Here is a 26066-nt window from a genome sequence, read left to right on the forward strand (position 1 = left end):
TAATCAACCAGCATCACCATCAGGGAGCTATGACGTTTAGCTCCCTAAATTACTCTGCCTAATTAAAAATACCCATAAATGCAGTATCGGTTACGTCCTGTCTCTTTTGCTTTATATAGTGCTTGGTCGGCCTGTGAAATTAGTGTTTCCCAAGTTGTGCCTGAATGAGGAACCAGGCTGGCCCCTCCAATGCTGAGGGTAATGTAGGGTGCAATCGGTGAAGCAATGTGAGGAATTTGTAAATATTGCGCTTCTGATTGAATCTGTTCAGCGATATAACTCACGCCTGCTACATCAGTATTGGGCAAAACGATGGCGAACTCCTCCCCCCATAGCGAGCAACCAAATCCCTCGGTCGCTGAGAGATCTGGCTTAAAAGCTGGGCAACCCGCTTCAAACAGTCATCGCCCGCCGGATGCCCATACTGGTCGTTGTAATACTTAAAATGGTCAACGTCACACAAGATGAGGCCGAGCGGTTGACGGGCCAGCAGGAGCAACTGCCACTGTTCCTGCACATACACATCAAAGCGATGACGGTTGGCAATTTGAGTTAGCCCATCCAGAATCGCCATTCGATACAGCTCTTGATTGGCCCGTTCTAGCTCCTCCGTCCGTTCGGCCACTTTAATTTCCAGCTGGTGAGAATAGTCTCTCAACTGCTCATAGAGTCGCGCATTTTCCAGCGAAATGGCAGCTTGACGACACAAAAGCTGGAGAACTTCCACCCGCCCAGCGGTAAAGACTCCTGCGGTCTGCTGATTTTCTAAATACAGCATGCCAATCAGCTTGCCCTGGGCCCAAATCGGGGTACAGAGCAGACTTTTGGGCTGATGCTGAACAATATAGGGATCGGCTAAGAGCGATGGATCTTGAGCCGCATTGTTGATCACAGTGGTCTGGAGATTGTGCTTAACCCGATAGATGAGGCTGATGGGTAGATCCGTGCTGTCATCAACGGGAATCGCCTGTAGGACTTTGGGGGGCTGTTCCATCTGCATGACGGCTTCGACCTGCAAGCGCTGGTTCCACAGCAGCATCAAAACGCACTTGCTGGCTCCAGCACTGGCGATCACCGTGCTGAGCAGCGTCGAGAGGAGCTGATCAAACCGAATTTGGCTAGATAAGATTTGGGACGTTTTGAGAATAGCCGCAAAATCCAGGGCGTTGGAGCTGCTGCCATAGGTTGATGAACCGGACGAAACCTTAAACTGATTAGACTGATTAGACTGATTCGGTTCCGCAAGAGAGACAGAGGTGGAATAGGGCTGATTTGGATGTAAGACGGGCTGAAGCAGGTAGGGATAGCGATGTTCTAAGTCATTGGTTTTGGCTTTTGCGCCCCACCGACTGTAACCGTTGTAGGCAGTGAGCAAATAGCTTTGGGCAATTTTTTCTTTATCCCAGGCTAGGTAGAACTTCGCCGCTAGCTCATTTGCCAGGGCGGCTTCTTGGCGATAGCGGTTTGATCGCGCACCTGCGATCGCAGTATCGTAGGCTTCAATCGCCTCGCCTTTTTGGTTGAGCACTCGGGCCTGTTCAGCGCGAACGAGGTCGTATTTGTGCTGAAAATTCATCGGCGCATGATCGGCCCAGTGGCGCAGTTGGGCCTGGTTTGCCTCAACCCTGGCTAAAATGTCAGACTGCTGGTCTACAGAACAGTCTGAATAAACGGCCAGTTGCGTTAAGGAGTCATAAAAATAAAACAGCGCAAAGATAAACTGACCTCTGCCACCATCTAAATACTGTTTCGCCAATACGGCTTGTTCTACGGCGCGAACGTAGTCATTAAACAGATAACTCAGCATGAGCTGATTGAAATAAAGATAGTAGAGCGCCGTGCGGGCATTGGCGTCTTGAAAACGCGGCAGCATAGCTGTGGCATCAAATACCTGACCAGTTAAATGAGTAGGATACTCGGCTGTGCCGATCAAGTTGAGTACAGCCTGCCAGTGAATTTGATGGGTTGATAGGGCGACATCTTGCTTGATCTGCCGCATCTGCTCAGCGTAGGTTTGCATGGTTTGCACTAAGGTCGGCAGCGTTTTGCCAGCAAAATAGGCGTGATAGCAGTACTTTTCAGCCGCGATCGCAGCGTGGGTTAAATCGCCCGTTTCAAGTGCGATCGCAGAGGCGTCCTTTAAAGACGGTAGAGTATCACGCAGGGCATCTTTCCACGGTCGCACCAGGAAGTTGACCAAAAACGACGTGCGGGCTCGGATTTCGTCTGCATCAATGCTCTCAAGCAGCTGCAGTGCCACCTGGCCAAACTGATAACCTATCTCCAGGTCGCCCAGTCCCGAACACAGCAGCAGCCCATAGTTGGCATAGGCTTTGGCCGAACCGGGTGCGTTGCCAAAGGTGAGGGACAAGTCTACCTGAGTACAAATTGTCAGCGGCAAAATTTCAGGACAACAGAGATAAGCTGGCGCATCAATACTCAACAGCAGCCGCAGCGCTGCTTGCCGATGGGGATCGCTCATATGCGGTAAATCCAGGGCACTAGCCACGGGTTTGCCGGCCAAGTGGCGCGTAATGGTCTGGATGCCCTCGGCCCAGTCAGCAGGTGTGGGCCGCTGAGGAAAGTGGATATCGAGCTGACTCAGTACCGATAGCGCAAGTGCGATCGCATCTCGTAACTGATTTTGGGCAATGTAAGTCGCTATTTTGACTTCATAGGCTTTTACTCGATCCAGCAGATTCCCAGTCTGCGACAGAAGCTGCTCTTGCCAAACCTCCATTTGCTGAAAATCACCTGCGAGATAGGCCGCTTCACTCGCTTGTTCATACAGCGCTAGCGTTAATGAATAGTGGGTTTGCCAGCTCTGGCTCGGTAGGAGCTGAATGCCAGTTGCAAAATATTCAATTGCAGCGACATAAGCAGTGGAAGCTTTTGCTTTTTGCCCAGCCAATACATTCAACTGTATAAGTTGTTCCTGCTCCTCTGGCTGAGTGATCAGATCTGCACCATTGTTGATCTGGTTAACAATATCAAAAATGTGTTCTTCCAGCTCATTCGCTTCAGCATGGCTCAGCAAGCAGCGACCAATATCAAGATGAATGATTGATTTTTGATCCACTGGAATGAGAGCATAAGCCGCTTGCTGAACTCGATCATGCAAAAACCGATAAACTGCCGTCGGTGCGCTCGATGAATCCAATAGCGAATCAATCGTTTTTATGCCAGTTGTGAGTAAGCCGTTTTCATAGAACTTATACACTTCACTCGTCGGCAGAATCAATTCTGCCTGTAAAGCAGGCCATAATGCTGCTGTCGTTTCAGATAGTGATTGCCGAGCCACAATAGCCAGCGTCTTTAAATCAAATTGATTACCGATACAGGCCGCAAATTTGAGCAATGTTTGGGTTTGGGCAGGAAGCTTCTGCAGCTGTAGCGCCATTAAATCAACAATGTCGTCAGTCGAAGCTCTGGCCCGCACCTGGGCAATATCGCACTGCCAATGTCCACACTGCTGGTTGTAAAAAATAACGCCTTCATCATGCAGTAGCTTCAGAAATTGAATGCTAAAAAAGGGATTGCCTTTGGCTTTTCGATAGACAAGCTGGGTGAGAGGTAAGGCTCGCTCCCTTGAACAGGTATGGGTATCGGCAATAAGCTGATTAAGATGATTTTCTGATAGCGGAGCCAGAGAAATGGTCATAATGACTGCATTTCGCTGACGTAAATTATTCAGTTTAAGCTGCAGCGAATGAGTTGATATAATTTCACGATTTCGATAGGCTCCAATCAACAGCAGATAGTGGATATCAGGAGCGGTAATCAGCAGTTCAATGAGTTGTAAAGACGCAGAATCAATCCACTGGAGATCATCCAAGAAAATGACCAGGGGATGCTCTTTGGCTGCAAACACCTGAATAAAGCGCTGAAATAACAAGTTAAAGCGATTCCGAGCAGCACTTCCGGATAATGTGGATGCCGCTGGTTGAGCGCCAATAATCTGCTCTAATTCAGGAATAATATCGAGAATGACCCGAGCATTCTGGCCCAAGGCTGCCAGTATTTTAGTTTTCCAATTGGTCAATTCAGCCTAGTTCCAACTTATTTTGTGTCAGCGTTCCTGAGCAATGGTCTTCTGCCATTCAACGATGAGGCAATCAGCCAATTGCGAACCCAGTTGTCGTGATAGCGGAAGCCGTTGAGTTGCTCAAAGGGGCATAAGCACCCGCCCATTGCTTTGCGAGTCTTGCGACAAAAGGGATGGAAGTTCCAGAGTAAGGCCATCGAGCGCACCGACTGTTCCGCCGAGTCCCAGAATCCATGAAAATCTTGCATGGCATACAAGATGCGGTCAAGATAGTTCATCGGACGGTCAACCTGATTGCTGGTGCGATAGGCGTCAGGGAAGTCAAAGGCGCGTTGGAAGACGTGAGATTTGTCGTTGAGGCGTCGCAAGCGAGCGTCAATGGCCTGGGGCAACGCGTGGGTGTTCACCCACTCCAGCAACCGACGCAACCGTTGAGCAAAGTGACGTTTGCTCTGGCCCCGATACAGATGCCAAAGCTTGTCGGCTAGTTGCTGACCCAGGACTGGTTTAGAGCGGCACCCATCGCGAATTTTAATCACCTCATGCAGGAAGCACAGAATCCAGACCAGGCCAGGGAATAGCTCCTCCCAAGCGGCTCGGGTGGCCTCCCAACCATCAGTCGTCACCGTCTCGGGCGCATAGTCGGGAACATGATGGGCAGCTTCCTGCTGGAATACCCCATAGGCTGCGGTTAATCCATCCTGACCCGCATTGGCACTGAGACTGGCTCCCAGGACGCACCCTTGCGCCGCTGTCACTGCCAGATAGACTCGCTGCCCGTGCCAATCACAATGCTTCTCATCGGCAACTAGATGGGGGGGAGCGCCGTTTCCCTTTTGAGGGTACTGCCCACAATCGAGGCTCGACCGAACGACTGACAGAGCCGATACCAGTGCATCTCAGAACGGCCCAGCACATAGGCAATCCCCTCATACGACAGGCCATGCTTTCTTAAATAGAGCGCTTTGTCGGCCATCTCCGCCGTCTCGCTCATGTACGGCATCACCAAATCGGGACGCAGTTGATAAGCCTCTCCGGTACTCGGCAGCAAAATCCGCCGGGTCTTGAGCTGTTGACGAGAGGACTCGACCCATCCGTGAAAGCGATAGCCTGCCTCAATCCCGTCGGGAAACAGTTCCGGGTGGGATGCGATCTGCTCGTTGAGATACTGGCGAAAGGCTTCCCGGTCTTCTACTAAGACCTCGTAGTCAAGGTCGTCTGCAATGGGCAGACAAATCGTTTTATCGCCTGCTGTGCCACGCTTGCGTCGTTGCTGAGCCATCGGCTTTGGCCTGCTGAACTCTCTGCCTCAATTCTACTCAACACAAACTTGGGTGGAACTAGAATTCAGCATCACTTTCGGATAACAAATACCGAACCAAGTCTTGCAGCGCTTGAATAAATGCAGATAAAGGTCTATGACGCTGAAACTGATCAAATTTCCCCTTAATAAAATAGCCTCTTTGCCGAACAATCGGTTTATGCACTTCGTTGACAACAGCAGTTTTGCCAATGCCCGCCTGGCCTGCAAGGAGAACTAGCTCACTCTGGGTTGGGGCAGCGGATTGGCTACCAGCTACCCGTTCAAAAGCTGCTAACAGTTGAGCAACTTCCTCTTCCCGACCGTAGAGCTTTTCAGAAATCAGAAAGCGATCGCTTACATCATGCCGACCAATTTCAAATGATGCGATCGCACCTTGGTTTTGCAGTTGGGTTAAACAGCGGTTTAAATCGTATTTAATCCCCAAAGCGCTTTGATAGCGATCTTCAGCATTTTTGGCCAAGAGCTTTATGACGATGTCGGAGAGGATAGGGGGAATGGGGGGAGGCTGAGAGGTTAGGGGCTGATAGTTGAGGGGCTGATGGTGAATAGAGAGAGGATGGTTAGGAGTTGATGGCTGGTTCGGAGTTGGGAGTTGATCGGTTGTTGAGGGTTCAGGCAGGGAGAGTGCGGAGACGTGTTGTGCTGCGAGCTGTTCAATTAACTGATGGGGCGGGATGGGCTGCTTGGCGATGTGACAGTAGATCAGTTCGATGGGATCACTGGATTGGAAGGGTGTTTGTCCCGTGAGCAGTTCATACAGCGTGACGCCCAAGCCGTAGAAGTCGCTGCGATAGTCAATGCCCCGATTCATGCGGCCCGTTTGCTCCGGCGACAGATAGGCAAAATTTCCCTCTAATAAGCTAGAATTTTGCAGCTCGGCGGTTTCCTTCAGCAGGCGGGACGCGAGCGAAAAATCGGTTAGCTCAACCTGTTGACTGTCGGGATGAATCAGAATATTCGCTGGCTGAATGCCTTTATGAATGATTTGATACTGGTGGAGAGCATCTAGAATATCGGTCAGTTGCAGGGCGATTTCTAGCTGCTCAACCAACGATAGCGATCGCAGTTGGACATATTGGTGTAGAGACAGACCGCCAAAGTCCTCCATGACCAGCACATGGCTATTTCGGTAAGGCTCCAAGCTGTAGGGGCGAATAATACCTGGATGTTCAATCGAAGTTGCGATCGCATAGTGATTTTGAAGCTGCTGGTTCCAAATTTGAAAACTATGGTTTAGCGCCGCACATTCAGGTCTGAGTAGTTTTACAACAACCGGATGGTGATCGCGCTCACGAACAGCGCGATACACTACCGTCTTGAAACTACAGTAAAGCTGATCATGCAGTTGATAGCCTGGAATAACGTATGGCCGATCTGGAACCATTTCTGTATTTTAATTACGAATTTCATATCAGGATTTACAGCTAAAGGTATTAGGGGCGATACGCTGATTTTTCTATTCTGTTTATTCTGCTACTCAATGAATATCTATAGCCTTTCCTAGGCTACTGAGGTACAAGTTATTTTTTGAAAGCCGCGCTTCGCGCGGCTTTCAAAAAATAATCTCCCTTTACTAGCGCAAGAAGCGCTATATAACCATCAAATCAGTTTTTGCAGGGCAGGGGTTGTTTAAACTGAAAATTTTACAAAATCGATACTGATACCAAACACAGATCTGCAATTACCTTATATCGTGATTCCAGTTAAGAGTGAGAAAACGAGAGAAGAGAGTGCCTCATGATGAGGCACTCTCTTCTCTCGTTCTGATCTTCTTTGACAACGGTGAAACAAGTTTACTGGTGCTTGGTTTCTTGGATGAAAGCGCTAAAACTATCGCTTTTGCTGCACTGGAATCTCAATAAAAAACTGTGTGCCCCGCCCAGAAGAAGACTCACACCACAATTTGCCATGATGTTTTTCCGTCACAATCTGGTAGCTAATAGATAGACCCAATCCGGTGCCTTTACCCACAGGTTTAGTTGTGAAGAAGGGATCAAAAAGCCGTTTGCGGACAGATTCTTGAATTCCGGCACCATTATCGGCGATACAAATTCGAATTGCTTGATTCGAAGATACTGCGGTTTGAATTGAAATGATACTAGGATTAGCTTCTATCTCCTGATACGTTCGCTCTTGATTGTGTTCTTCTAACGCATCAATTGCATTGCTAATAATATTCATAAACACCTGATTGAGCTGGCCAGCATAGCATTCGACTAGTGGCAAATCGCCATAATCTCGAATAACTTGAATTTCTGGACGATTAGCTCTTGCTTTTAAGCGATTGTGCAAGATCGTAATCGTGCTATCAATCCCTTCATGCAGATTGACATCTTTGATTTCAGCCTCATCCAAGCGCGAAAAATTGCGCAACGATAACACAATTTCTCGAATACGATGAGTCCCAACTCGCATCGACTGAAGTACTTTTGTCAAATCAGTCATTAAAAATGGCAAATCCATCACAGCCAGCTCATCCTGAATGATTTGGGACGGAATCGGATATTGCTGCTGGTACAGATTGATGAGATGCAATAAATCCTGAGTGTATTCATCAACATGGGTCAAATTACCGTGAATAAAATTGACCGGATTGTTAATTTCATGGGCCACGCCTGCGACCATTTGTCCCAGACTAGACATTTTCTCGCTCTGAATAATTTGCAGTTGAGTTTGGCTCAGTTCATGTAGCGTCTGCTCTAGCTCATTGGTTCTCTGCTGGAGTTCCGCTTCAGCTCGCTTGCGATCGCTAATATCAATCAAAATGCCGTCCCAGACGGTTTCGCCATCTGCTCCCCGTTCTGGTTGAGATGCCGCTTTCACCCATTTCACCTGACCGCTCGGCGTAATAATCCGCCACTCATGTTGAAATGGAGTCAGCTGCTGGGCCGATTCCAGCACGGCCTGAAACACGCCCGCCTGATCATCTGGATGCTCAAAATCTCGTAAGCTGCATTTGCCAGACATTAGATCGTCTGCTGGGACTTCATACAGCGCTTGGCAACCAGAGCTGACGTAGGGAATCGAAGCTTCACCATCGGGCTTAATTCGGATTTGGTAGATCAAACCCGGTACATTATCGGCCAGTTTCTGAAACCGAGCCTCACTAATTTGCAACTTTTTTAGGGACTGCTCCAGCTGCTGAGAATAGACTTGGGATGCCTGATAAAGACGAGCATTTTCCAGTGCGATCGCAGCTTGAGTACAGAGAAAGTTCAGAATCAGAATGTGATTTTGGGTAAATGCGCCGCTAATGGATTGATTCGTAAGGGACAAAATACCGAGCAGCTTGCCTTGATTCAGTACGGGCAAGCACAACACGCTTTTAGGCTGCTGCTGCAACAGATAATCGTCGAGTACAGGTAGCTCAGTGACCAAATCGTCAATTACCACGACTTCTTGCCTGTGCTTAACATACTGGATCAGCTTGACTGGAACATTAGGATGGCCATCAAGCGGTTCTGAACACTGGGTCATGGTGGCATGAGTGGCAATCGTTTCCACACACCAAATGCCGTCTGAGTTGGGCAAGACAAGAGCGCAGCTATCTCCCCCAGACTGCTGCAGAATAATCTGAGTGAGCTGCTGGAGCAGTTCATCCAGTTGAATTGTGCTGGCCAACGCCTGTGACGCTTTCAGGACAGCGGCTAAGTCAAGAGCCGCATTCATGCCTGTACTGCTGGATGACTGGCCGACTGGCTCAGCCGCACTAGAGAGATTGGGAATGGTAACGGTCGCTAGCGTTTCAAACAGGCTGAACGGCTGGGGAGCTGACTGGAGGATAGACTGCAGCAGATAGGGATAGCGGCGTTCTAAGTCATCGGTTTTGGCTCTAGCCCCCCAAAAGGCGTAGCAGCGATACGCTTCTTGCATATAGCCGATGGCGACCTTTTCTTTACCCCAATCCAGATAAAACTGAGCAGCAAGTTCGTTGGCTAAGGCTTCTTCCTGGATGTAGCCATTTTCTCTCGCGGCAGCAACAGCGCGATCGTAGAATTCGATAGCATCTGCTCGATTGTCCAGCACCCGATACCGTTCGGCCTGCACCAAATCATGCAGATGCTGGAAATTCATGGGGGCGGATTTGGCTCTTGCCTGAAGTTGAGCCTGATCGTGTTCCACCTTGGCTAACAGCGTGGCCTGCTCAGACGGTTTCGCTTGGGCACAGGCCGCTAAATGGGTCAGGGCTGAGTAGTAGTGGAAAACCGGAATTGTCGCCATTCCGGCTCCTCCTTGCAGGTAGGGTTCTCCCTGAGCGGCATAGTCTAGAGCAACCTGCGGATGGCCAAATCGGTAGGCCAGCATGATCTTGTAGAGATAGATGACATGCAGGATAAAGGTTTCTTGCCGTTCGATGAGAACAGGCAGCTGACTCGTTTCGTCAAAAAACTCACCAATCAACTGATCCGGTTGCGCTGTGGGCTGGGTTAGATTGTGCAGGGCCTGATTAATAATGGCGGTTAATCGGACAAAGACCTGGCTGGAGCCGATTGTGGGCCGATAGGACTCAATGACGGCGGGAATAGCATCTAGTGACTTCTCTCCGCTCATGACAAGATACAACAGCATATACAGCACGGAGGCATTCATATGCATGAAGTCGCCCGTTTCGACAGCCAAAATGTAGGACGTTTGTAAACCTGCGATCGCATCCTGCAGCGGCTGCCGATTGAACCGTGTAAAAGCAGCAACTTTGAACTCTGTCATGCACTGGATCGGTTTGTCTGGAAAGGTATCCAGCATACTCAACGCCAACTGCCCCAGTTGATAGCTAGCTTCGTAGTCGTTTAAGACGCTGCTGACCACAATGCCAAAGTCGGCATAGCCCGGCCCAGACAAGGGAGCATTGCCATACTGCAAAAACAGTTTGACGGCTTCGCTGGCTGTGATGGGAAACAAGTAGGGCGCAGCCGAGAAAATTGAGGGAACAAGACTGGCCATAATCCGCAGCGCTGCCAGCATGTGGGCATCCGTCATAACTGGCAGATGCGCCAAGTCTTCAATCGTGTGACGCTGTAGAGTGGCCAGCGTATCGGCAACCGTTTGGTGAATCTCAGCGGGCGTAACGGTTTCCGGTAGGGCAATACCGAGCGCTCCCAATAAATCTCGACCGAGCACAATGGCAGCCAAGGCTTGTCCCTGCAGCTGTAGCGCCAAGATTTTCAGTTCATAGACCCGTACCTGAGCCAGCAGGCTTTCCGTATTGGTGATTACGGCCTGAACCAGCGTATTGAGCTGTTCAAAGTTCCCAATCGAGAAGGCGGCTTCTGCCGCTTCTTCATGCAGGTTACGAGTCAGTTCCGGCACGGTATGCCAGCTTTTCGCAGACAAAAGTTGAATGCCGTGCTGAAAATAATCCAACGCCGCGCTGTAGGCCGTAGAGGCTTTAGCGCGGCGACCTGCAACTAAGTTCAATTCGGCTAGCTGCTGTCGTTCTGCCGCTTGGATGATTAGCGATTTGCCCGCATTGAGCTGACCGACAATTTCAAAAATGCGATCGCACTTCTGGATGTCCTGTCGATTTGGCACATTGGTCAACAGCAGCTGGCCAATGCGAACGTGAGTAAAGGGCTTTTGTTGAGCGGGAATCAGTGAATAAGCTGCCTGCTGCACCCGGTCGTGCAAAAAGCGATAGGCTGCCGTTTGTACCTGTCGTAAATCAGTATCCAGATCCGAGCCGCAATAAAACTTATAGACATCGCTTTGGGGCAAGATTAGGCCCTCTTGCAGCGCTTTCCACAGGGCTTGAGCCGTATCAGCCTCCGACTGCTCCGACACAATGGCAAGAGTGGCTAAATCAAACTGATTGCCGATGCAGGCCGCTAGCTTGAGGACATGCTGGGTCGCAGTAGGCAGCTTCTGCAACTGCTGAGCCATAAACTCCACCACATCGTCGGTGAGGGACAGCGCGTGAATTTGAGCAATATCGCACTCCCAACAGTTGCGATCGCGATTAAAAATCAAGTGGCCATCTTCATGCAGCGCCTTGAGAAACTGGATGGTGAAGAAGGGATTGCCCTGAGTTTTCCGCCCAATCAGTTCCGCCAGCGGCTGCGATCGCTCAGTGGTACAGTTCAGCGTATCGGCCACCAGCTGATTGGTATCCTCAAACGCCAGCGGTTTTAGGGTAATCGTATTAACCACCGCATCCGCTTGCTGTAGGTTTTCGACAGTCAGCATAAACGGATGAACCGGAGACACCTCGTTGTCCCGATAGGCACCTAACAGCAGCAGATGGTCTTTATCGTCCATCAAGAGCGTCATTAGCTGCAGAGAAGCGGAGTCAGCCCACTGCAAGTCATCCAAAAACAGAACCAGTGGATGGTCTGGAGTCGTAAAGACCTGGATAAACGCTTGAAACAGCCGATTAAAGCGCTGTTGAGCTTCCATACCCGCCAGTTCTACCACCGGAGGCTGCTGGCCAATTACATATTCCAGCTCCGGCAGGACATCAATCAGTACTTGACCATTTTTACCTACTGCCGCCAGAATTTTGCGACCCCACTCAGCCAGTTGAGCATCGGACTCGGCCAGCAGTTGATCCATCAAATTCCGCAGTGCTTGCACAAAGGCAGAAAGCGGAATATCGCGGTTGAACTGGTCGAATTTACCCCTGATGAAATAGCCTCGCTGACGGGTAATTGGCTTGTGTATCTCATTGACAACAGCGGTTTTACCGATTCCAGAGAAACCCGCCACCAGCATCATCTCCGAGCGGCCCTGGGCAACTCGGTCAAAAGCCTCTAGCAAAGCTTGTACTTCAGTTGTTCGTCCGTACAGCCGTTCCGGAACCAAGAAGCGATCGCATCTATCGTGCAGACCCAGCTCAAATTCAGTAATCGTGCCGCTGTGCTGCCACTGGCGCTCACAGTTTTCTAAGTCATGTTTCAGCCCCAGAGCGCTCTGATAGCGATCTTCGGCATTTTTGGCCATTAGCTTCAGCACAATGGCCGACAGAACGGGCGGAATGGCAGGATTGAGCTGGTGCGGCGGTGTAGGAGCTTTTGCCAGATGGCAATGCACCATCTCTAGCGGATCTGCGGCATAAAAGGGCAGTTGTCCCGTCAGCAACTCATAGAGCGTGACGCCCAAGCCGTAGAAATCAGCCCGGTAGTCGATGCCGCGATTCATCCGGCCTGTTTGTTCCGGAGCCAGATAGGCCAGTGTCCCTTCCAAACCATTGGGATGCTGAATGTCCTGAGTTTCTTTGGGCAATACGGAGGCGATACTGAAGTCAATCAGCTTGACCTGCTGACGCTCAGGCTGAATCACAATATTGGCCGGTTTAATATCTTTATGAATGACCCGATGCTGGTATAACCCATGCAAGATATCAGCTAGCTGAATTGCGATCGCAATCCAGTCGGCCAGGCCAATTTCGTTGGTCTTCACGTACTCAGCCAGAGAAATTCCGCCATCATCTGCCATCACCAACAGGTATCTGTTGTCGTGCAGTTGCAGGCAATGGGGGCGGACAATACCAGCCAGATCAAGGCTTTTAGCAATTTCATACTGATTGCGAAATTGCAGCAGCGTCGTGAAGTTGGTCTGCTCCTGCCGCAGCTGTTTCAGCACAACGGGACGCTGGTCTGCCGTTTGTAAGGCTCGATAGACCACTGTGCGAGTCCCCGCATACAGTTGCTCAGTAATTTCATATCCCGGAATGCAGAGTGTCTGGCTGATCATAGTTTAGGGCGTTGCTTATCCCAGTGAGCAAATTGACCGTTTGTTCTTACCACCTGAGCGGCATCAGGACTGCCGTGCTGTCGGTGGATACAGCACAATTTTTCCCCTGTGCCTTAGCCTGGTAGAGCCCCTGATCGGCTGCAGCAACCAAGATTTCAGGCGATGATTCAGCATCGGGCACAGTCGTAGCAATGCCCAGACTCAAGGTAACAAATTCGCTGACTTGAGAACAGGGCTATTTCATTCTAAACAAGTAGCCTAATATGGGATCGAAGCTGACGCTCATCTACAGGTTCAGATGACTCAACTTGCGATTGTAGAAGCCTTTGTCGACTTACCCGATACCCGCCGTCGAGCCGGACAACGACATAGCCAAGCCTTATGTTTAGCCCTATTCACCTTGGCCGTTGCGGCAGGGAATCGGGGATTTCTGGCGATCGGGGATTGGCTCAAGGCGTATCACGATGAATTAGTGGCGTTGTTTTCGCCTCCTCAAGACCGTTTACCCTCCTACAGCACCATTCGACGAACGCTCTTGCGGGTGGATTATCACGAGTATGCCGCCTGTTTATCTCGGTTTTTCGGCGTTCATCCTCAGCCTGGAGAAACGATTGCGACTGATGGCAAAGTTGTGCGGGGGTCTTATTAAGCGCTCAGCGATGACCCACAGGTCGAGTCGCATCCAGCAATTCTGCTGGTCAGCGCTTACATTGTGGAACGAGGACTCATCCTGGAGCCCTATGAGGTGGAGTCCAAAACCAATGAAATCACAGCCTTGCCCATCTTCATTGAACAATTGGCGCTCAATGGAGTGGTGTTTGCCTTTGATGCGATCAGTACTCAAAAAAAACGGCTGAGGTGATTCTCAGCAGTGGCAACCATTATCTGGGGGCACTCAAAGGCAACCAATCTGGGCTGCTCCAGGCCGTAACGACTCATTTTCAGGCGCAGCAAACCGTCCAACAGCTCAACAAAGGGCATGGTCGCATTGAAAAACGAACGATCAGCATGAGTCACATCCTGGATAACATGCCCGAGTTTCCGGGATTGCAGACGCTGATTCGAGTTCAATCCGAGCGCCAGGTGCATCGAGCCGACATCGTTGAGGTGTCTCACGACACCCGTTACTACGTGGCTTCCTTTTGTGAGAGTGTCCAAGCCTTTGCTCAACGCATCCGAGGCTATTGGGGCGTAGAAAACAAGGTGCATTATGTCCGAGATGTGACTCAAGGGGAAGATGCCTCCCGCATTCGAACCCCTCCTCTGGTGCAAAATTGGGCACTGGCCCGTAATTTTGCGCTGAACTTATATCGCAATCATGGCTTTGAGAATATGGCTCAAGCTCAACGCCGGGCTGGATTTGGACTTAGCACTCTCAAGTCTCTATTTAGAATGCAATAGCCCTGGACTTGAGAATGGGGATGAGGCAATTTTAAGCTGCTAATCTGCCGCTGCATTTCTGCCGCAACTGAGATCGCACCTTCAGTATCCGTCTCCGGCAAAATCACCGCAAATTCTTCCCCCCCATAGCGAGCGACTAAATCAACCGGACGCTGCACGGCTTGGGCAATAGCAGCGGCAACGTGGCGCAGCACATCATCCCCTGCTAAATGACCGTGATTATCGTTATACAGTTTGAAACAGTCTACGTCGCCCAGAATCAGCGAGATCGGAAGCTGCTCTTTAGCTAACCGCTGCCACTCTGCATTCAGCGTGTCATCAAAGCAGCGCCGATTGGCTACCTGCGTTAATCCATCGGAAGCAGCCAAGCGCTGTAGCTCCTGGTTGGCCTGGTGTAGCCGCTGATAAAGCTCAGACTGTTGAATTGCGATCGCAGCCTGACTCGCCAACTGATTAAACAAGTTAATTTCAGATTGCTGCCACTGGCGCGTACTGCGGCACTGGTGGGCAATCAGCAAGCCCCACAGTTGCTCATGCTGGAGAATGGGCACCACCAGATTGGCCCGAATGCGTAAACTGCGCAACAGATTAGCGTGACAAGATGACAGATTGGCCGCTTCAATATCTGCGATCGCTCGGCTGTTTCCTTGCTGATAGTAGACGGCATGGGTCGATTGGAAACAGGTATCCATGACGTGCAAGCCGAGAATTGACGTAGAGTTTTCGGCCAGGGATTCCACCGCGACCCGTCCACTCCAGTCAGAATCAAACTGATAAATGACAACCCGATCCACGTCAAACAGCTGCCGCACTTCATTAGCCGTTGTTTGTAAGATCTCATCTAGCTCTAGGGACTGCCGGATACGCTGAGTCACCGCCGCCACGATGCGCTCAGAATCGCTCTGATGCTGCACCTGCTGCTCCAGTAGTTCAGCTAATCCAGATGATTCAGCCCCTAACTGAATCGGCGAAGACGGTAGCGCTACTGGCTCAAAATGAGGCGTCGTTTTAGCCGGGACAGCACTCGGGCGGGCAATCAAATACCCTTGAGCAAAATTGGCACCTCGCGATCGCAACCAGTCCAGCTCTGCCGTACACTCAATTCCTTCTGCCACAGTGCGAATGTCAAGCTGCTGAGCAATTTCTAGCAGCTTTTCGGTAATAGATGCCTTATACAAATCTTGATGGACATCACGAACCAGTTCCATATCCAGCTTGATAAAATCAGGCCGAATTTGATGCAGCAAATTCAAGCTCGAATAGCCCGATCCCAAATCATCCAGCGCAATCAAAAAACCAGCATCTCGATAGTACTGCAGAACGGATCGCAGATGAGCTAAATCCTGTGGATCATCCGACTCAACAACTTCAAAAACAACCCGTTCATGGGCGATCCCAGCCTGATCAATTGCTTCCACCGTACTGCGCAAACAAAAACTGGGGTCATACAGTGCGGTGGGAGCAAAGTTGATAAAAATATGCTCTTTGATCTGATGTTGAGCAGCTTGAGCAATCGTACTTAGTCGAGCAATCTGATCTAGCTGCGGCAGCAGGCCGGATTCGGCTGCCAACTTAAACATAGGGGCAGGGGACATTATCTTCCCCTGTTCATCCAAACCACGTAAAAGAGATTCGTAGCCAAAAATCTGAGACGTATCCTGAATTGATACAATCGGCTGAAAATGGCTGACAAACTGCTTATTTGCCAGCATGTCAACCAACCAATCTGACTGACAGAAATTGATAAAGCGCTGTAGCGAGGCGATATCGCTGAAGTCTTGCAGTTGAGGCTGCATTGCACCTCGAATGAATAAAACTTGTGTTTCTCTCAGTTCCCTAAGCGCCAAGATTGCGGCCAAATTACAGGCAACGTCTTGAGCTTGGCCCGGTTGACAGTATAGGCTCAGACCAGGTCGTTCCTGCATTAGCTCATACTCAATCCCTAATTTGCGCAGATGCGAAGTGACTTTGGCCTGTGTGTGTGGAATCGGAAACCAAAGAAACAGCCGCCCAGCATCAGAAGCCGGACAGCGGATCAAACTTCGACACGCACAATTTTTAGAGGTAGAACATGTTTTGCCCATAGGAAAATCGTTAAACTAGTTTTTATTTAGAGTTACTTGTTTGGTGCAACAAATAACTCTGACAATGCGTGAAATAAACACGCTTTAAATACATAAACTTTTAATGAATTAAACTCTCGAAAAGCGTTTAGACATCCTCCTTAAGGAGAAAAAATAGAGTAACAAAACAACAAAATCATGGCTCTAGTCAGCTTAGAACTTAGACTTGACAAACTAAAACCTGGCGATGTAAATAGCTGCATATAAATAAATGCATATCTAAAAAACCGGGGGAGCACCCCGAAGGGGTGCTCCCCCGGTTTTTTAGATATGCATTTATTCATGCCAACCTACTTATTTTGTCACCGTCATATAAAAAGACAACGATTCGGGCTGTTTGACAAGGCAGGGAACACACAACCAGCCTTAAGGGAAATCTAAAAAGGAAATCTAAAACTGAACCAAACTCATACAAAAACTCAGGAAGTACTCAAGACGTAAGGCAATCGACAAGCATTTTTTACGAGCCATGTAAGAACCTTTAGACAAGTCTTACACAGTAGGCCATATCGATTATCCATTCAAAAAAGCTTGATCTAGCTCAACAGCTAAACAGCGACTGAGTTTAGCAATTAGTTCTTTGACCTGAAAAGGTTTACACAGGAAATCGTCGCATCCAATTTGCTGTAACTCCTGCCGATCCTCAGCCGTGAGTACAGCTGTTAAAGCGATAATAGCCGTCTGTTTACCAACATCAGTCTGCTTGATATACCTGATGGCTTCTAGCCCACTGACAATCGGCATCCGCAAATCCATCAGGATTAAATTGGGTTGCCACTGCTGCCAAAGTGCGATCGCATCTCGACCATTATCAGTTTCCTGTAGTTCAAACCCAAAGAATTGAAGAAACTCGGTCAAAAACAGGCGGTTATTTGGATAATCATCCGCAATTAGGATCCGCTGCCGCGAGGATGAAGAAGTATCTTGCTTTGGATAGTTAAACTGCATTGACTGCATTTGCTCATTGCTGTTTCTTATCGGTACTACGGCCATAACTGGTCCTGCAATTCCGTAACGTGCATACAACAATAAAAGGCAAAAGTGGAAAAACCGGGGAAAACACAGATAGTCACTCAACCGTTTCGGATGCGGATATTGCCCCTTCCTGCATTAAAACTTAAAAGAGCGACGGTGCCATGATGCGGAGTGCAGCAACCCTTCTAGATTTTGGGTAAACTCAAGCTTGATATCAGATGTGGAGAAGCTACTGGGGTAGTGTGACAATCACGGTCGTTCCAACCCCTTCCTGGCTCTCAATCTGGATCTGCCCTTGGTGAGCATCAATACAGCGCTTTACAATGGTTAACCCTAAACCCGTACCTTGAATGTCACTCGTATTTGGGCAGCGGTAAAACGGTTCAAACAGATGTGTTTGGTTGTCAAGCGGAATGCCAATACCGCGATCGCAGATGCGAAACTCAATACTGCTTTCAAAGCAGTTTAATACAAAATCAATAGGCTGATCTGCGGGCGAATATTTAATGGCATTAGACAAAAGATTAGTTAGAATTTGTCGAAGCAGCATGGGATCAATCATTGCCTGAACATTGCCATCATCGGCAGTGACGTGAATCTGATGCTGCATATTATGACCAACTTGCAGCGCTTCAATTAGCTCATGACAAAATTGGTTTAAATTAACTAAACTCGGTTGAAACTGAATGCCACCAGCTTCAATGCTTCCAATTAGCAATATTTCATCTAGGAGATCGAGCATATGCTCAACCGATAAATTAATTTTGTCAAAATAACGATTTTTAGTATCAGAAGATAGCTGATCGCTGCTGTATCGTATCAGTTCCGCACAGGCTTGGATCGTCGTCAACGGAGTCCGAAAATCGTGAGAAATCATAGATACAAACTCAGACTTTAACCGATTTAGCTCTTTTTCTTGTTCCAATGCACGTAGAGCATCAACGTTAGCCTGATGCAGAGCAGCCTGTAATCGCTTGAGTTCTAGCTGCCGCTCAACTCGGACAATTACTTCTTCAATTCGAAACGGTTTAGTAATATAATCAGCCCCGCCCACCTGAAACGCTTGAACTTTATCCAGCGTTTCATCCATTGCGCTCAAAAAAATGACTGGAATAGATTGGGTTGCCTCAGTAATCTTCAATTTTTCACAGACTTCAAAGCCATTCATTTGAGGCATATTGATGTCTAACAAGATTAAATCTGGCTGAATTTTATCCACTGCCATCAGGGCAATAGAGCCATTGATGGCACTGCGAACATCATATCCTTGTTCAATCAACATGCTAGATAGTAGATGCAGATTATTAGGTGTATCATCGACGATCAAGATACTACCTTTGGACGCTGAATTTTCTGAACTAGTAGAAAAACTACTCATGGTAATGGGGGAGCCAAGGAAAACGCCTACTTTGAATCTGCTTATCTAACTTAAAGGAGCACAAAACGCTTTACCACTTTATTTAACCCAATTTATCGGTCTCAAAAACATCGGCCAGGCAGTCTTAGATCAACCTTAGATCGCTCTTATATGCTCTTTATCTTTTCTTCATATAAAAGAGGATAGAAGAGCTGGATAGACTTGCAAGCCATGAGATGCCAAACTTAGCTACCCTAAGAAATGAGCAGGCGATATTGCAAGTAAAACAAGTTTCAGAGTAGTCCCTTAGCTATTTAGTCCTCCATCAGTGATTTTACTTAGACTATTCAACAATTATATTAAACAGCTATTCCAGTTCTTCCTATAATAACCAGTATGGGTAGACTGCAAAGTTTTCATGCAATTTGATGTAATAAACGACACATGAACTCTCGATGCAAAAATTGGGCAAACAGTTGAATCAGGATATGCAATCAAACTGGGGCTTTCAACAATCTGCTGCTGGCCTTCTTTCAGCTAAACAGTTATTGGCTGCTTTTTATCAGGGAACGCCTTTAGAGCAAATTGCTAATGCCCTCCCACAATCCACACCCGACTCACTGTTCACTGCCTCATCATCTAATGTTCAACTGGCTGAAACAGTATCGCTCGTTCTTAAAAATGCACTATTTTCTCTAACAAAATTTGCGTCTAATCGATTTTCAGTTGAATTTGAGCTAATACCTGATTCACAGTTTTTGTCCTGCTGTAATCGAGAACAAATCGCAACGATTCAGCAGTTCCACTACATTCTTAAATCACAAATACTCTACCTGCATAAAGAATCTACTGCAGCGCAATATTATTTACAGCAAATTGAGCAGATTGAACAAAATATTGTGAGTTCCATAGCCACTCATCAAGATTTTGCCTATACATTTTATCGAGCTTTAATCTTGGCAGACTTATACTCTGCTGCGCCTAGTACTGAGCAGTATCAATATTGGCAGACAATTACGGCTTGTCAGGAACGGCTGAGCGATTGGGAGCAACAAACACCAGTCAGCTTGCAACACAAAATTGACTTAATCGAAGCTGAACGCGATCGCATTTTGAACCGCAAAGCTGCCGCGATTGAACACTACGATCGTGCGATCGCAGGTGCAAAGCTCAGCGGCTGTTTACCTGACATTGCATTAGCCAATGAGCTGGCGGCCCGATTTTACTTGGCGTGGGGACGAGAGATGACGGCACAGCTCTATCTCACTGAAGCCTATCAGCACTATGCGCACTGGGGAGCTAACGCGAAACTTGCTCAGCTCGAAGACGACTATTCTCACTTGCTGATACCGCTGCAATCAACATCCCTTGCCTCCCTTACCGCTAATGAAGCCCCTCATCAGTTACAGAATGAATCCCGTTCGTCACTGACAACAACTACAACGGTTTATCACCACTCTTCTGCGGCTCTAGATTTAACGGCCATTTTTCGAGCCTCGCAAGCTTTATCTAAGGAAATTCACTTGGATAAGCTATTAGCCATCTTACTCAAAGTGATGGTTGAGAATGCGGGCGCGGATAAGGGCGTGTTGATCTTGCTGCAAGACGAGCAGCTTATGATTGAGGCCATTGTGCAGATTGATCAGTCGGTGAGCCTGCTCAATTCAGTCTCGATTGCAGACTGCGCAGTTGTTCCGGCCAAACTGCTGTACCACGTTAAACACACGCTGCAGCCACTCGTCATTCACAATGTCGCCACTCATTCTGCACTTTTAGCTGGAGAACCCTACTTTTTGCAGCAGCAGCCCAAGAGCGTATTGTGTATGCCCATCCTGCATCAGAGCCAACTAATCGGCATCCTATACGTCGAAAATAGTCTCACTACTGGCGCATTCACCCATGATCGAATTGAAACCCTAAATATTCTGTCAACTGAAGCTGCGATCGCACTAGAGAACGCTCGACTCTACAAACAGCTAGCAGAACACGCCACCCATCTTGAGCAAAAAGTTGCTCTCCGCACCCAACAGCTACAGGCTGAACTACAAGAGCGTCAGCGAACGGAAGTAGAGTTACAGCAGGCCAAAGAAATAGCGGAGATGGCAAACCGCACCAAGAGTCAGTTCATTGCCAATATGAATCATGAACTGCGTACGCCTCTTAATGCCATTTTGGGCTTTACTCAACTGCTCAATCGCGATCCCCTAATCACCGATCGTCATCGCAGACATTTAGATACTATTTTGCAAAGCGGTAACCACCTGCTAGAGCTGATCAACAGTATTTTGGAGCTCTCCAAAATTGAATCGGGGCAGATGACGCTGGATGAAACTAGCTTTGATTTCTATTACTTGCTAGCAAATTTGAAAGAAATCTTTCAGCTTAAAGCGGTATCTAAAGGATTGCAGCTCCGCTTTGAATATATGGATCAGATTCCGCAATTTATTCAGGCCGATCAGCGAAAGCTGCGTCAAATTTTACTGAACTTGCTGAGCAATGCTATTAAGTTTACACGCCAGGGTGAAATCGTTTTAAGGGTTAAACGTGTTGAACAACCCAAAGATCCAGCAATTGCTTCTACTACCTCATCTATTAATTCTATTCATTCCGTTTGTTCTGCTGATGCGGCTGACCTTTCTCGTATTCTTTTGGTCTTTGAAGTGGAAGATACAGGCCTAGGAATTGCAGACAGTGAATTAGATCAGCTTTTTCAAGCCTTTGTCCAAACTGAGACCGGGCGGCAGTCTCATCAGGGAACTGGCTTAGGATTAGCAATTAGTCGCCAGTTTGCTCGATTGATGGGTGGTGACATCACGGTGCATAGCGTCCTCGGTTCCGGCACCACGTTTTATGCACATATTCCAGTATCCACGGTCGTTGTAGAGGTCGTGGAAGCCCAATCAACTCACAATCCAATTGTTGGGTTAGCTGCCAATCAGCCAACCCATAAAATTTTGATCGTAGAAGATCATGAGGTGCAGCGTAGCCTAGTTGTAAAGCTACTGCAGCGGATTGGATTTGAGATTTGTGAGGCTGCTGATGGTCAGGAAGGCGTTATCCGATACCAAGACTGGCAACCCGATTTAATTTTGATGGACATGAACATGCCTTGTACAGATGGTTATCAGGCAACCCAACAGATTAAAGCATTAGCTGCAGGAGAGAAAATTCCCATCATTGCCTTGACTGCCGATTCCTTTAGAGAACAGCGATCGCATATTTTGGCAGCAGGCTGTGATGACATTGTTTACAAACCATTCAATGCCGACGAGTTTTTAACTGCGATCGGGCAGCATCTAGACGTGCAGTACGTATACGGAGAAAGAATGGATCAGGTGGCGAATTCGCCATCATCAGTAGCTGAACCTGCTCTCACAGCAAAAGAGGTCACCATCCGAGATTTAGCTGCAATGCCACTCATTTGGAAGACGCAGTTAGGTGAAGCAGCTCGCCAGTTGAACAATCACGCCTGCTTGCAACTTTTAGAGGCCATTCCGGCCAATAAAGCTCAACTTAGCGCAACTTTGACCGATTTAGTTGAAAATTTTCGATTTGACTTAATCGTTCAATTTCTGGAAGCAAGTGAATCAGGAAATCCTCTCCTTTAATCCTCTCCAACTTGAAGAGAAAACACCATTTAGATTAGCTATCTAGCTGAACAATTAGGGCGAAAAAAATTAAGTTTTTCTAAAGAGTTTGTCCAAAAAACAAGCGCTCTAGGCTTTATAACGGTAGCTCAACTGTAAACTGAGTGCCGTTTCCAGGACTGGACGTACAGCGTACTGAGCCATCATGTTTTTCAACAACAATTTGATGCACAATGGCTAAACCTAAACCAGTTCCCTGACCGACAGGTTTAGTCGTAAATGAGTGCTCAAATATTTTTTGCTGAACTGCTTCCGGCATTCCTAGGCCGTTGTCTTCAATTTCAATCACAACAGACTGCTGATTATCAGCTAAAGCTGTCCGAATAGAAATTTGGTTAGGATTATTGGCAATCTCGTGGAAGCTCTTGCCCTGATTTGATTCTTCTAAAGCATCAATTGCATTTGCCAACAAGTTCATAAATACTTGACTAAGCTGTCCAGGAAAGCAGCTAATTTCAGGAAGATCATTATACTGTTTTTCAACTTCAATAGCGGGACGATCATCATTTGCCTTCAAGCGATGTTTTAGAATTAAAATTGTGCTGTCGATACTCTCATGAATATTACAAGCAATTTTGCGATCGCAGTCAGTTCTCGAAAAGTTCCTGAGTGAATTACTGATATGAATAATACGTTCTGTTCCTTCTACCATTGAAATCAAAATCTTAGGCAAATCAGAGAACATATACTCTAAATCAATTTGATCTGCATGATTTAAAATTTCTTCGCCTGGCTCAGGAAATTTAGATTGATAAAGTGCCAGGTGGCTGATCAATTCTTGAAAGTAGTCATCTAGTGGTTTAAGATTACCCGCAATAAAACTGATTGGATTATTGATCTCATGCGCCACGCCTGCCACTAACTGTCCTAGCGCAGACATCTTTTCCCGCTGAATTAGTTGTACCTGTGACTCTTGTAGCTTCTGAATGGTTTGGGACAACTGTGTAGTTCTGATCATGACCTGTTTTTCCAAATCCTTAGTCAAGCTACGCAGCTTAAGGTGGTTTTTGATCCGAACAAGTACTTCTTTTTCTTGAAATGGTTTTGTAATATAATCGACTGCGCCTAATTCAAAACCTTTTACTTTGCTCTCCACATCAGCATTAGCCGTCATGAAAATGACTGGAATATCCTGTATTCTCGTGTTGTCTTTTAACTGCCTACAGGTTTCAAAGCCATCAATACCAGGCATCATGATGTCCAACAGAATTAAATCCGGTGGATGATAATCCACTTGTTTTAATGCTCGCTCACCATCAATAGCAGTTGCAACATCGTAGCCTGCATCAGTTAAAGTCTCAGACATCACAACTAGATTTGCAGGTTTATCATCTACGACTAGAATCAGTTCAGGCTCGTTCATATTTTCATCCTATTTCATGTAGCTAATGATTAAAGATTCAATTTCTTCAGCCTGAAAAGCATTAGCCAATTGGCTGATTTTGTAAACAAAGGGAGCAAATTTATGATCAGCTTGCTTTATTCGCTGAGCTTCATCAACTAATTTTTTGAGTCGCCCCTGCCGAGCTAAATCCAGTAAGGTTTCTAAATCTTCAACTGCCGGAGCAAACAATTCTGATGTAAAACTGCTATTAAAATTAACTAAATCGCCATCCATGACAGTCTGGGCTGATTCTTGAGCTGCTCCGACAGGTTGAGGTTCATAGTTCCACGCGATTTGCAAATGCTTTTCTAAGAGCCTAAACAGCTCTTCTACCTGGACAGGTTTAGTTAAGAAATCGCTGCCGCCAGCATCTAAGCTCTTCTGCTGATCCATTTCAGACACCGAAGCAGATGACACGATAATACAGACTTCGCTCAACTTCTTATCCTGTGCGTGACGAAGTTCATATAGCATTTCATAGCCATTCATTACCGGCATTAGTAAATCAGTAATAACTAACTGAGGTTTAACCTGGGCAGCTTTATCTAATCCATCTTGGCCATTTTCTGCCTCAACTACTTCAAATCCCAAAGGCTCTAGCAAATTCACAAGCACTGACCGATTCGCCCATTTATCATCAACGACCAAAACAGTTTGCGGAGAACCGTTGTAGCCAACAATTTGCTTACCTGTTTCGGTAATAGCAGCCTGCGCCCAATTCCGAGTAACTGGAAATTGAGCTTGAAACGAAAAAATACTGCCCACACCAGCTTGGCTTTGGACATCAACTTGGCTGCCCATCATACTCACAATCTGATGGCTAATGGCTAATCCTAAACCTGTTCCTTCATTTTGCTTTTTCTTATCTCCAACCTGCTCAAAGGGCATAAAGATCGACTGCAACGCTTCTGCACTAATACCAACTCCGGTATCCTCAACTTGAAACCGAATCGTTACAGCAGAAGCAGTTGAAAGTAAGTGATCTGATGAGTCACTGTAGGTCGCCTTGTCATGTAGCCCAGTCGTTACTTCAGATTTAGATTTGAATTTAGCTCCAGGTGAAGTTGCGATCGCATCTACTTTAAATGTCACCGAGCCTTGAGTAGTAAACTTAACCGCATTACCTAACAAGTTAATCAGCACCTGACGCAGACGTTTCTCATCTGCTTGAATGCCGTCGGGCAAATCAGACGGTGGCCAGTAAACAAATTCGATTCCTTTTTGCTCTGCCCGAATACGGATAATTTCGGCAATCCCTTGTAGAAAAGAGGGCAAATGCAAAACATGCGGATTTAGTTCTAGTCTTTGAGCTTCAATTTTTGAAAGGTCTAAAATGTCGTTAATCAGCGTTAACAGATGAGATCCACACTGATAAATAATTGAAATACCTTGTCGCTCTTTATCTGCTAATGCTTTAGAACGATTTAGAATTTGAGCGTAACCCAAAATACCGTTTAAGGGCGTACGCAGTTCATGGCTAACGTTGGCTAAAAAATCGCTTTTTGCCTGATTTGCAGCATCGGCAGCAAGTTTGGCCTTCCTCAGTTCTTCCTCAGTTTGAAGGCGCTCAAGGATCTCGATTTCTAAGTTTTGATTGGCTTCAGCTAACTGAGCAGGGCTGGGAAGCTCCAAAATTTTAGGAATCAGAATGATCAGGGCAACACCAGTCGCCCAAGATACAATGGCAGTTACAGCTTTGATCCAGCCGGATAGCCAATAATTTGGATGCCACAGCGTCCAAACATCCATTATATGGCCTGTTCCACAGGCAAGAATAAAGCTAGCAAACAAAAAGAATACGCTATTAAATGGCACATCACCTCGTTTTCGGACAATATAAACGAGTAAGAATGGAATCGAATAATACGCCAGCGCAATTGATGAATCAGATATCACGTTCAACCAAACAAGATAGGGCTTCCAAAGATAGCAGTGCCCATGAGGAATAAAATAATTTTCGCCTAGAAGATGATACGAAACGTCTATCATACCTGTCCTATTGATAGTAAATCTCGCGGGGCGCTCAAATTCCTATCCCCGCCGCAAGCGGACGGGGCATTACGGAATTTGCCCTTCGGGACGCACTCCCGCGCTACCACTAACGTGGCAAGCCACGGGGAATTA

Annotated in this window: 13 protein-coding genes and 2 pseudogenes; 4 read left to right on the forward strand and 11 right to left on the reverse strand. The window is 47.4% G+C overall.

Translation table 11 applies throughout. From position 1 onward, the window contains the following. Positions 1-62: 62 nt before the first annotated feature. From AC286M_RS02315 to AC286M_RS02340, 6 genes and pseudogenes are all read right to left on the reverse strand, one after another. Positions 63-4042: pseudogene (locus AC286M_RS02315) on the reverse strand (diguanylate cyclase domain-containing protein). Positions 4043-4059: 17 nt separating this feature from the next. Further along, a complete protein-coding gene (locus AC286M_RS02320; protein ID WP_488202632.1) occupies positions 4060-4803 on the reverse strand; it encodes a hypothetical protein in 744 nt (247 codons plus the stop codon). 50 nt (positions 4804-4853) lie between these two features. Then, positions 4854-5327 (reverse strand): hypothetical protein, encoded by a 474-nt coding sequence (locus tag AC286M_RS02325; RefSeq protein ID WP_488202633.1) that lies wholly within the window; start codon positions 5325-5327, stop codon positions 4854-4856. A gap of 58 nt (positions 5328-5385) precedes the next feature. After that, the gene (locus AC286M_RS02330; RefSeq protein ID WP_488202848.1) at positions 5386-6753 is read right to left on the reverse strand and encodes a protein kinase domain-containing protein; all 1368 of its coding nucleotides are present in this window, start codon (positions 6751-6753) and stop codon (positions 5386-5388) included. A 446-nt stretch (positions 6754-7199) separates the two neighbouring features. After that, the gene (locus AC286M_RS02335) at positions 7200-13055 is read right to left on the reverse strand and encodes a trifunctional serine/threonine-protein kinase/ATP-binding protein/sensor histidine kinase (RefSeq protein ID WP_488202849.1); all 5856 of its coding nucleotides are present in this window, start codon (positions 13053-13055) and stop codon (positions 7200-7202) included. 46 nt (positions 13056-13101) lie between these two features. Next, positions 13102-13266 (reverse strand): annotated as a pseudogene (locus AC286M_RS02340) (diguanylate cyclase domain-containing protein); the annotation flags it as partial. A gap of 87 nt (positions 13267-13353) precedes the next feature. Here AC286M_RS02340 and AC286M_RS02345 point away from each other — a divergent pair. The 3 genes from AC286M_RS02345 to AC286M_RS02355 all read left to right on the forward strand — a co-directional run bounded on the left by AC286M_RS02345 (position 13354) and on the right by AC286M_RS02355 (position 14456). Further along, the gene (locus tag AC286M_RS02345; protein WP_488202850.1) at positions 13354-13704 is read left to right on the forward strand and encodes a transposase family protein; all 351 of its coding nucleotides are present in this window, start codon (positions 13354-13356) and stop codon (positions 13702-13704) included. Between the two features lie 63 nt (positions 13705-13767). Next, entirely contained in the window at positions 13768-13917 is a 150-nt protein-coding gene (locus AC286M_RS02350) for a hypothetical protein (RefSeq protein ID WP_488202851.1), read from the forward strand. Next, complete coding sequence (locus tag AC286M_RS02355; RefSeq protein ID WP_488202852.1) at positions 13914-14456, forward strand: ISAs1 family transposase; 543 nt, start codon at positions 13914-13916, stop codon at positions 14454-14456. The genes AC286M_RS02350 and AC286M_RS02355 overlap by 4 nt, the downstream gene beginning before the upstream one ends. Here AC286M_RS02355 and AC286M_RS02360 read toward each other — a convergent pair. The 3 genes from AC286M_RS02360 to AC286M_RS02370 all read right to left on the reverse strand — a co-directional run bounded on the left by AC286M_RS02360 (position 14399) and on the right by AC286M_RS02370 (position 18932). After that, on the reverse strand, positions 14399-16381 hold the full coding sequence (locus tag AC286M_RS02360; RefSeq protein ID WP_488202853.1) for an EAL domain-containing protein: 1983 nt from the start codon (positions 16379-16381) through the stop codon (positions 14399-14401). The genes AC286M_RS02355 and AC286M_RS02360 overlap by 58 nt on opposite strands. Positions 16382-17092: 711 nt before the next feature. Continuing rightward, positions 17093-17572: a response regulator gene (locus AC286M_RS02365; protein WP_488202854.1), complete on the reverse strand. Its 480-nt coding sequence runs from the start codon at positions 17570-17572 to the stop codon at positions 17093-17095. 211 nt (positions 17573-17783) lie between these two features. After that, positions 17784-18932, reverse strand: a complete 1149-nt coding sequence (locus AC286M_RS02370) for a hybrid sensor histidine kinase/response regulator (RefSeq protein ID WP_488202855.1) — start codon at positions 18930-18932, stop codon at positions 17784-17786. A 935-nt stretch (positions 18933-19867) separates the two neighbouring features. On the opposite strand from AC286M_RS02370, the gene AC286M_RS02375 reads away from it, so the two are divergent. Then, the gene (locus AC286M_RS02375; RefSeq protein WP_488202856.1) at positions 19868-22519 is read left to right on the forward strand and encodes a hybrid sensor histidine kinase/response regulator; all 2652 of its coding nucleotides are present in this window, start codon (positions 19868-19870) and stop codon (positions 22517-22519) included. A gap of 115 nt (positions 22520-22634) precedes the next feature. Here the strand turns inward: AC286M_RS02375 and AC286M_RS02380 are convergent, their stop codons facing one another. Together AC286M_RS02380 and AC286M_RS02385 are read right to left on the reverse strand one after the other, a co-directional pair. Then, positions 22635-23921: a sensor histidine kinase gene (locus AC286M_RS02380; RefSeq protein WP_488202857.1), complete on the reverse strand. Its 1287-nt coding sequence runs from the start codon at positions 23919-23921 to the stop codon at positions 22635-22637. 9 nt (positions 23922-23930) lie between these two features. Then, positions 23931-25931: a response regulator gene (locus AC286M_RS02385; RefSeq protein WP_488202858.1), complete on the reverse strand. Its 2001-nt coding sequence runs from the start codon at positions 25929-25931 to the stop codon at positions 23931-23933. Positions 25932-26066 lie beyond the last annotated feature (135 nt).

The sequence above is a fragment of the Thainema salinarum CENA647 genome (genome assembly GCF_057732415.1).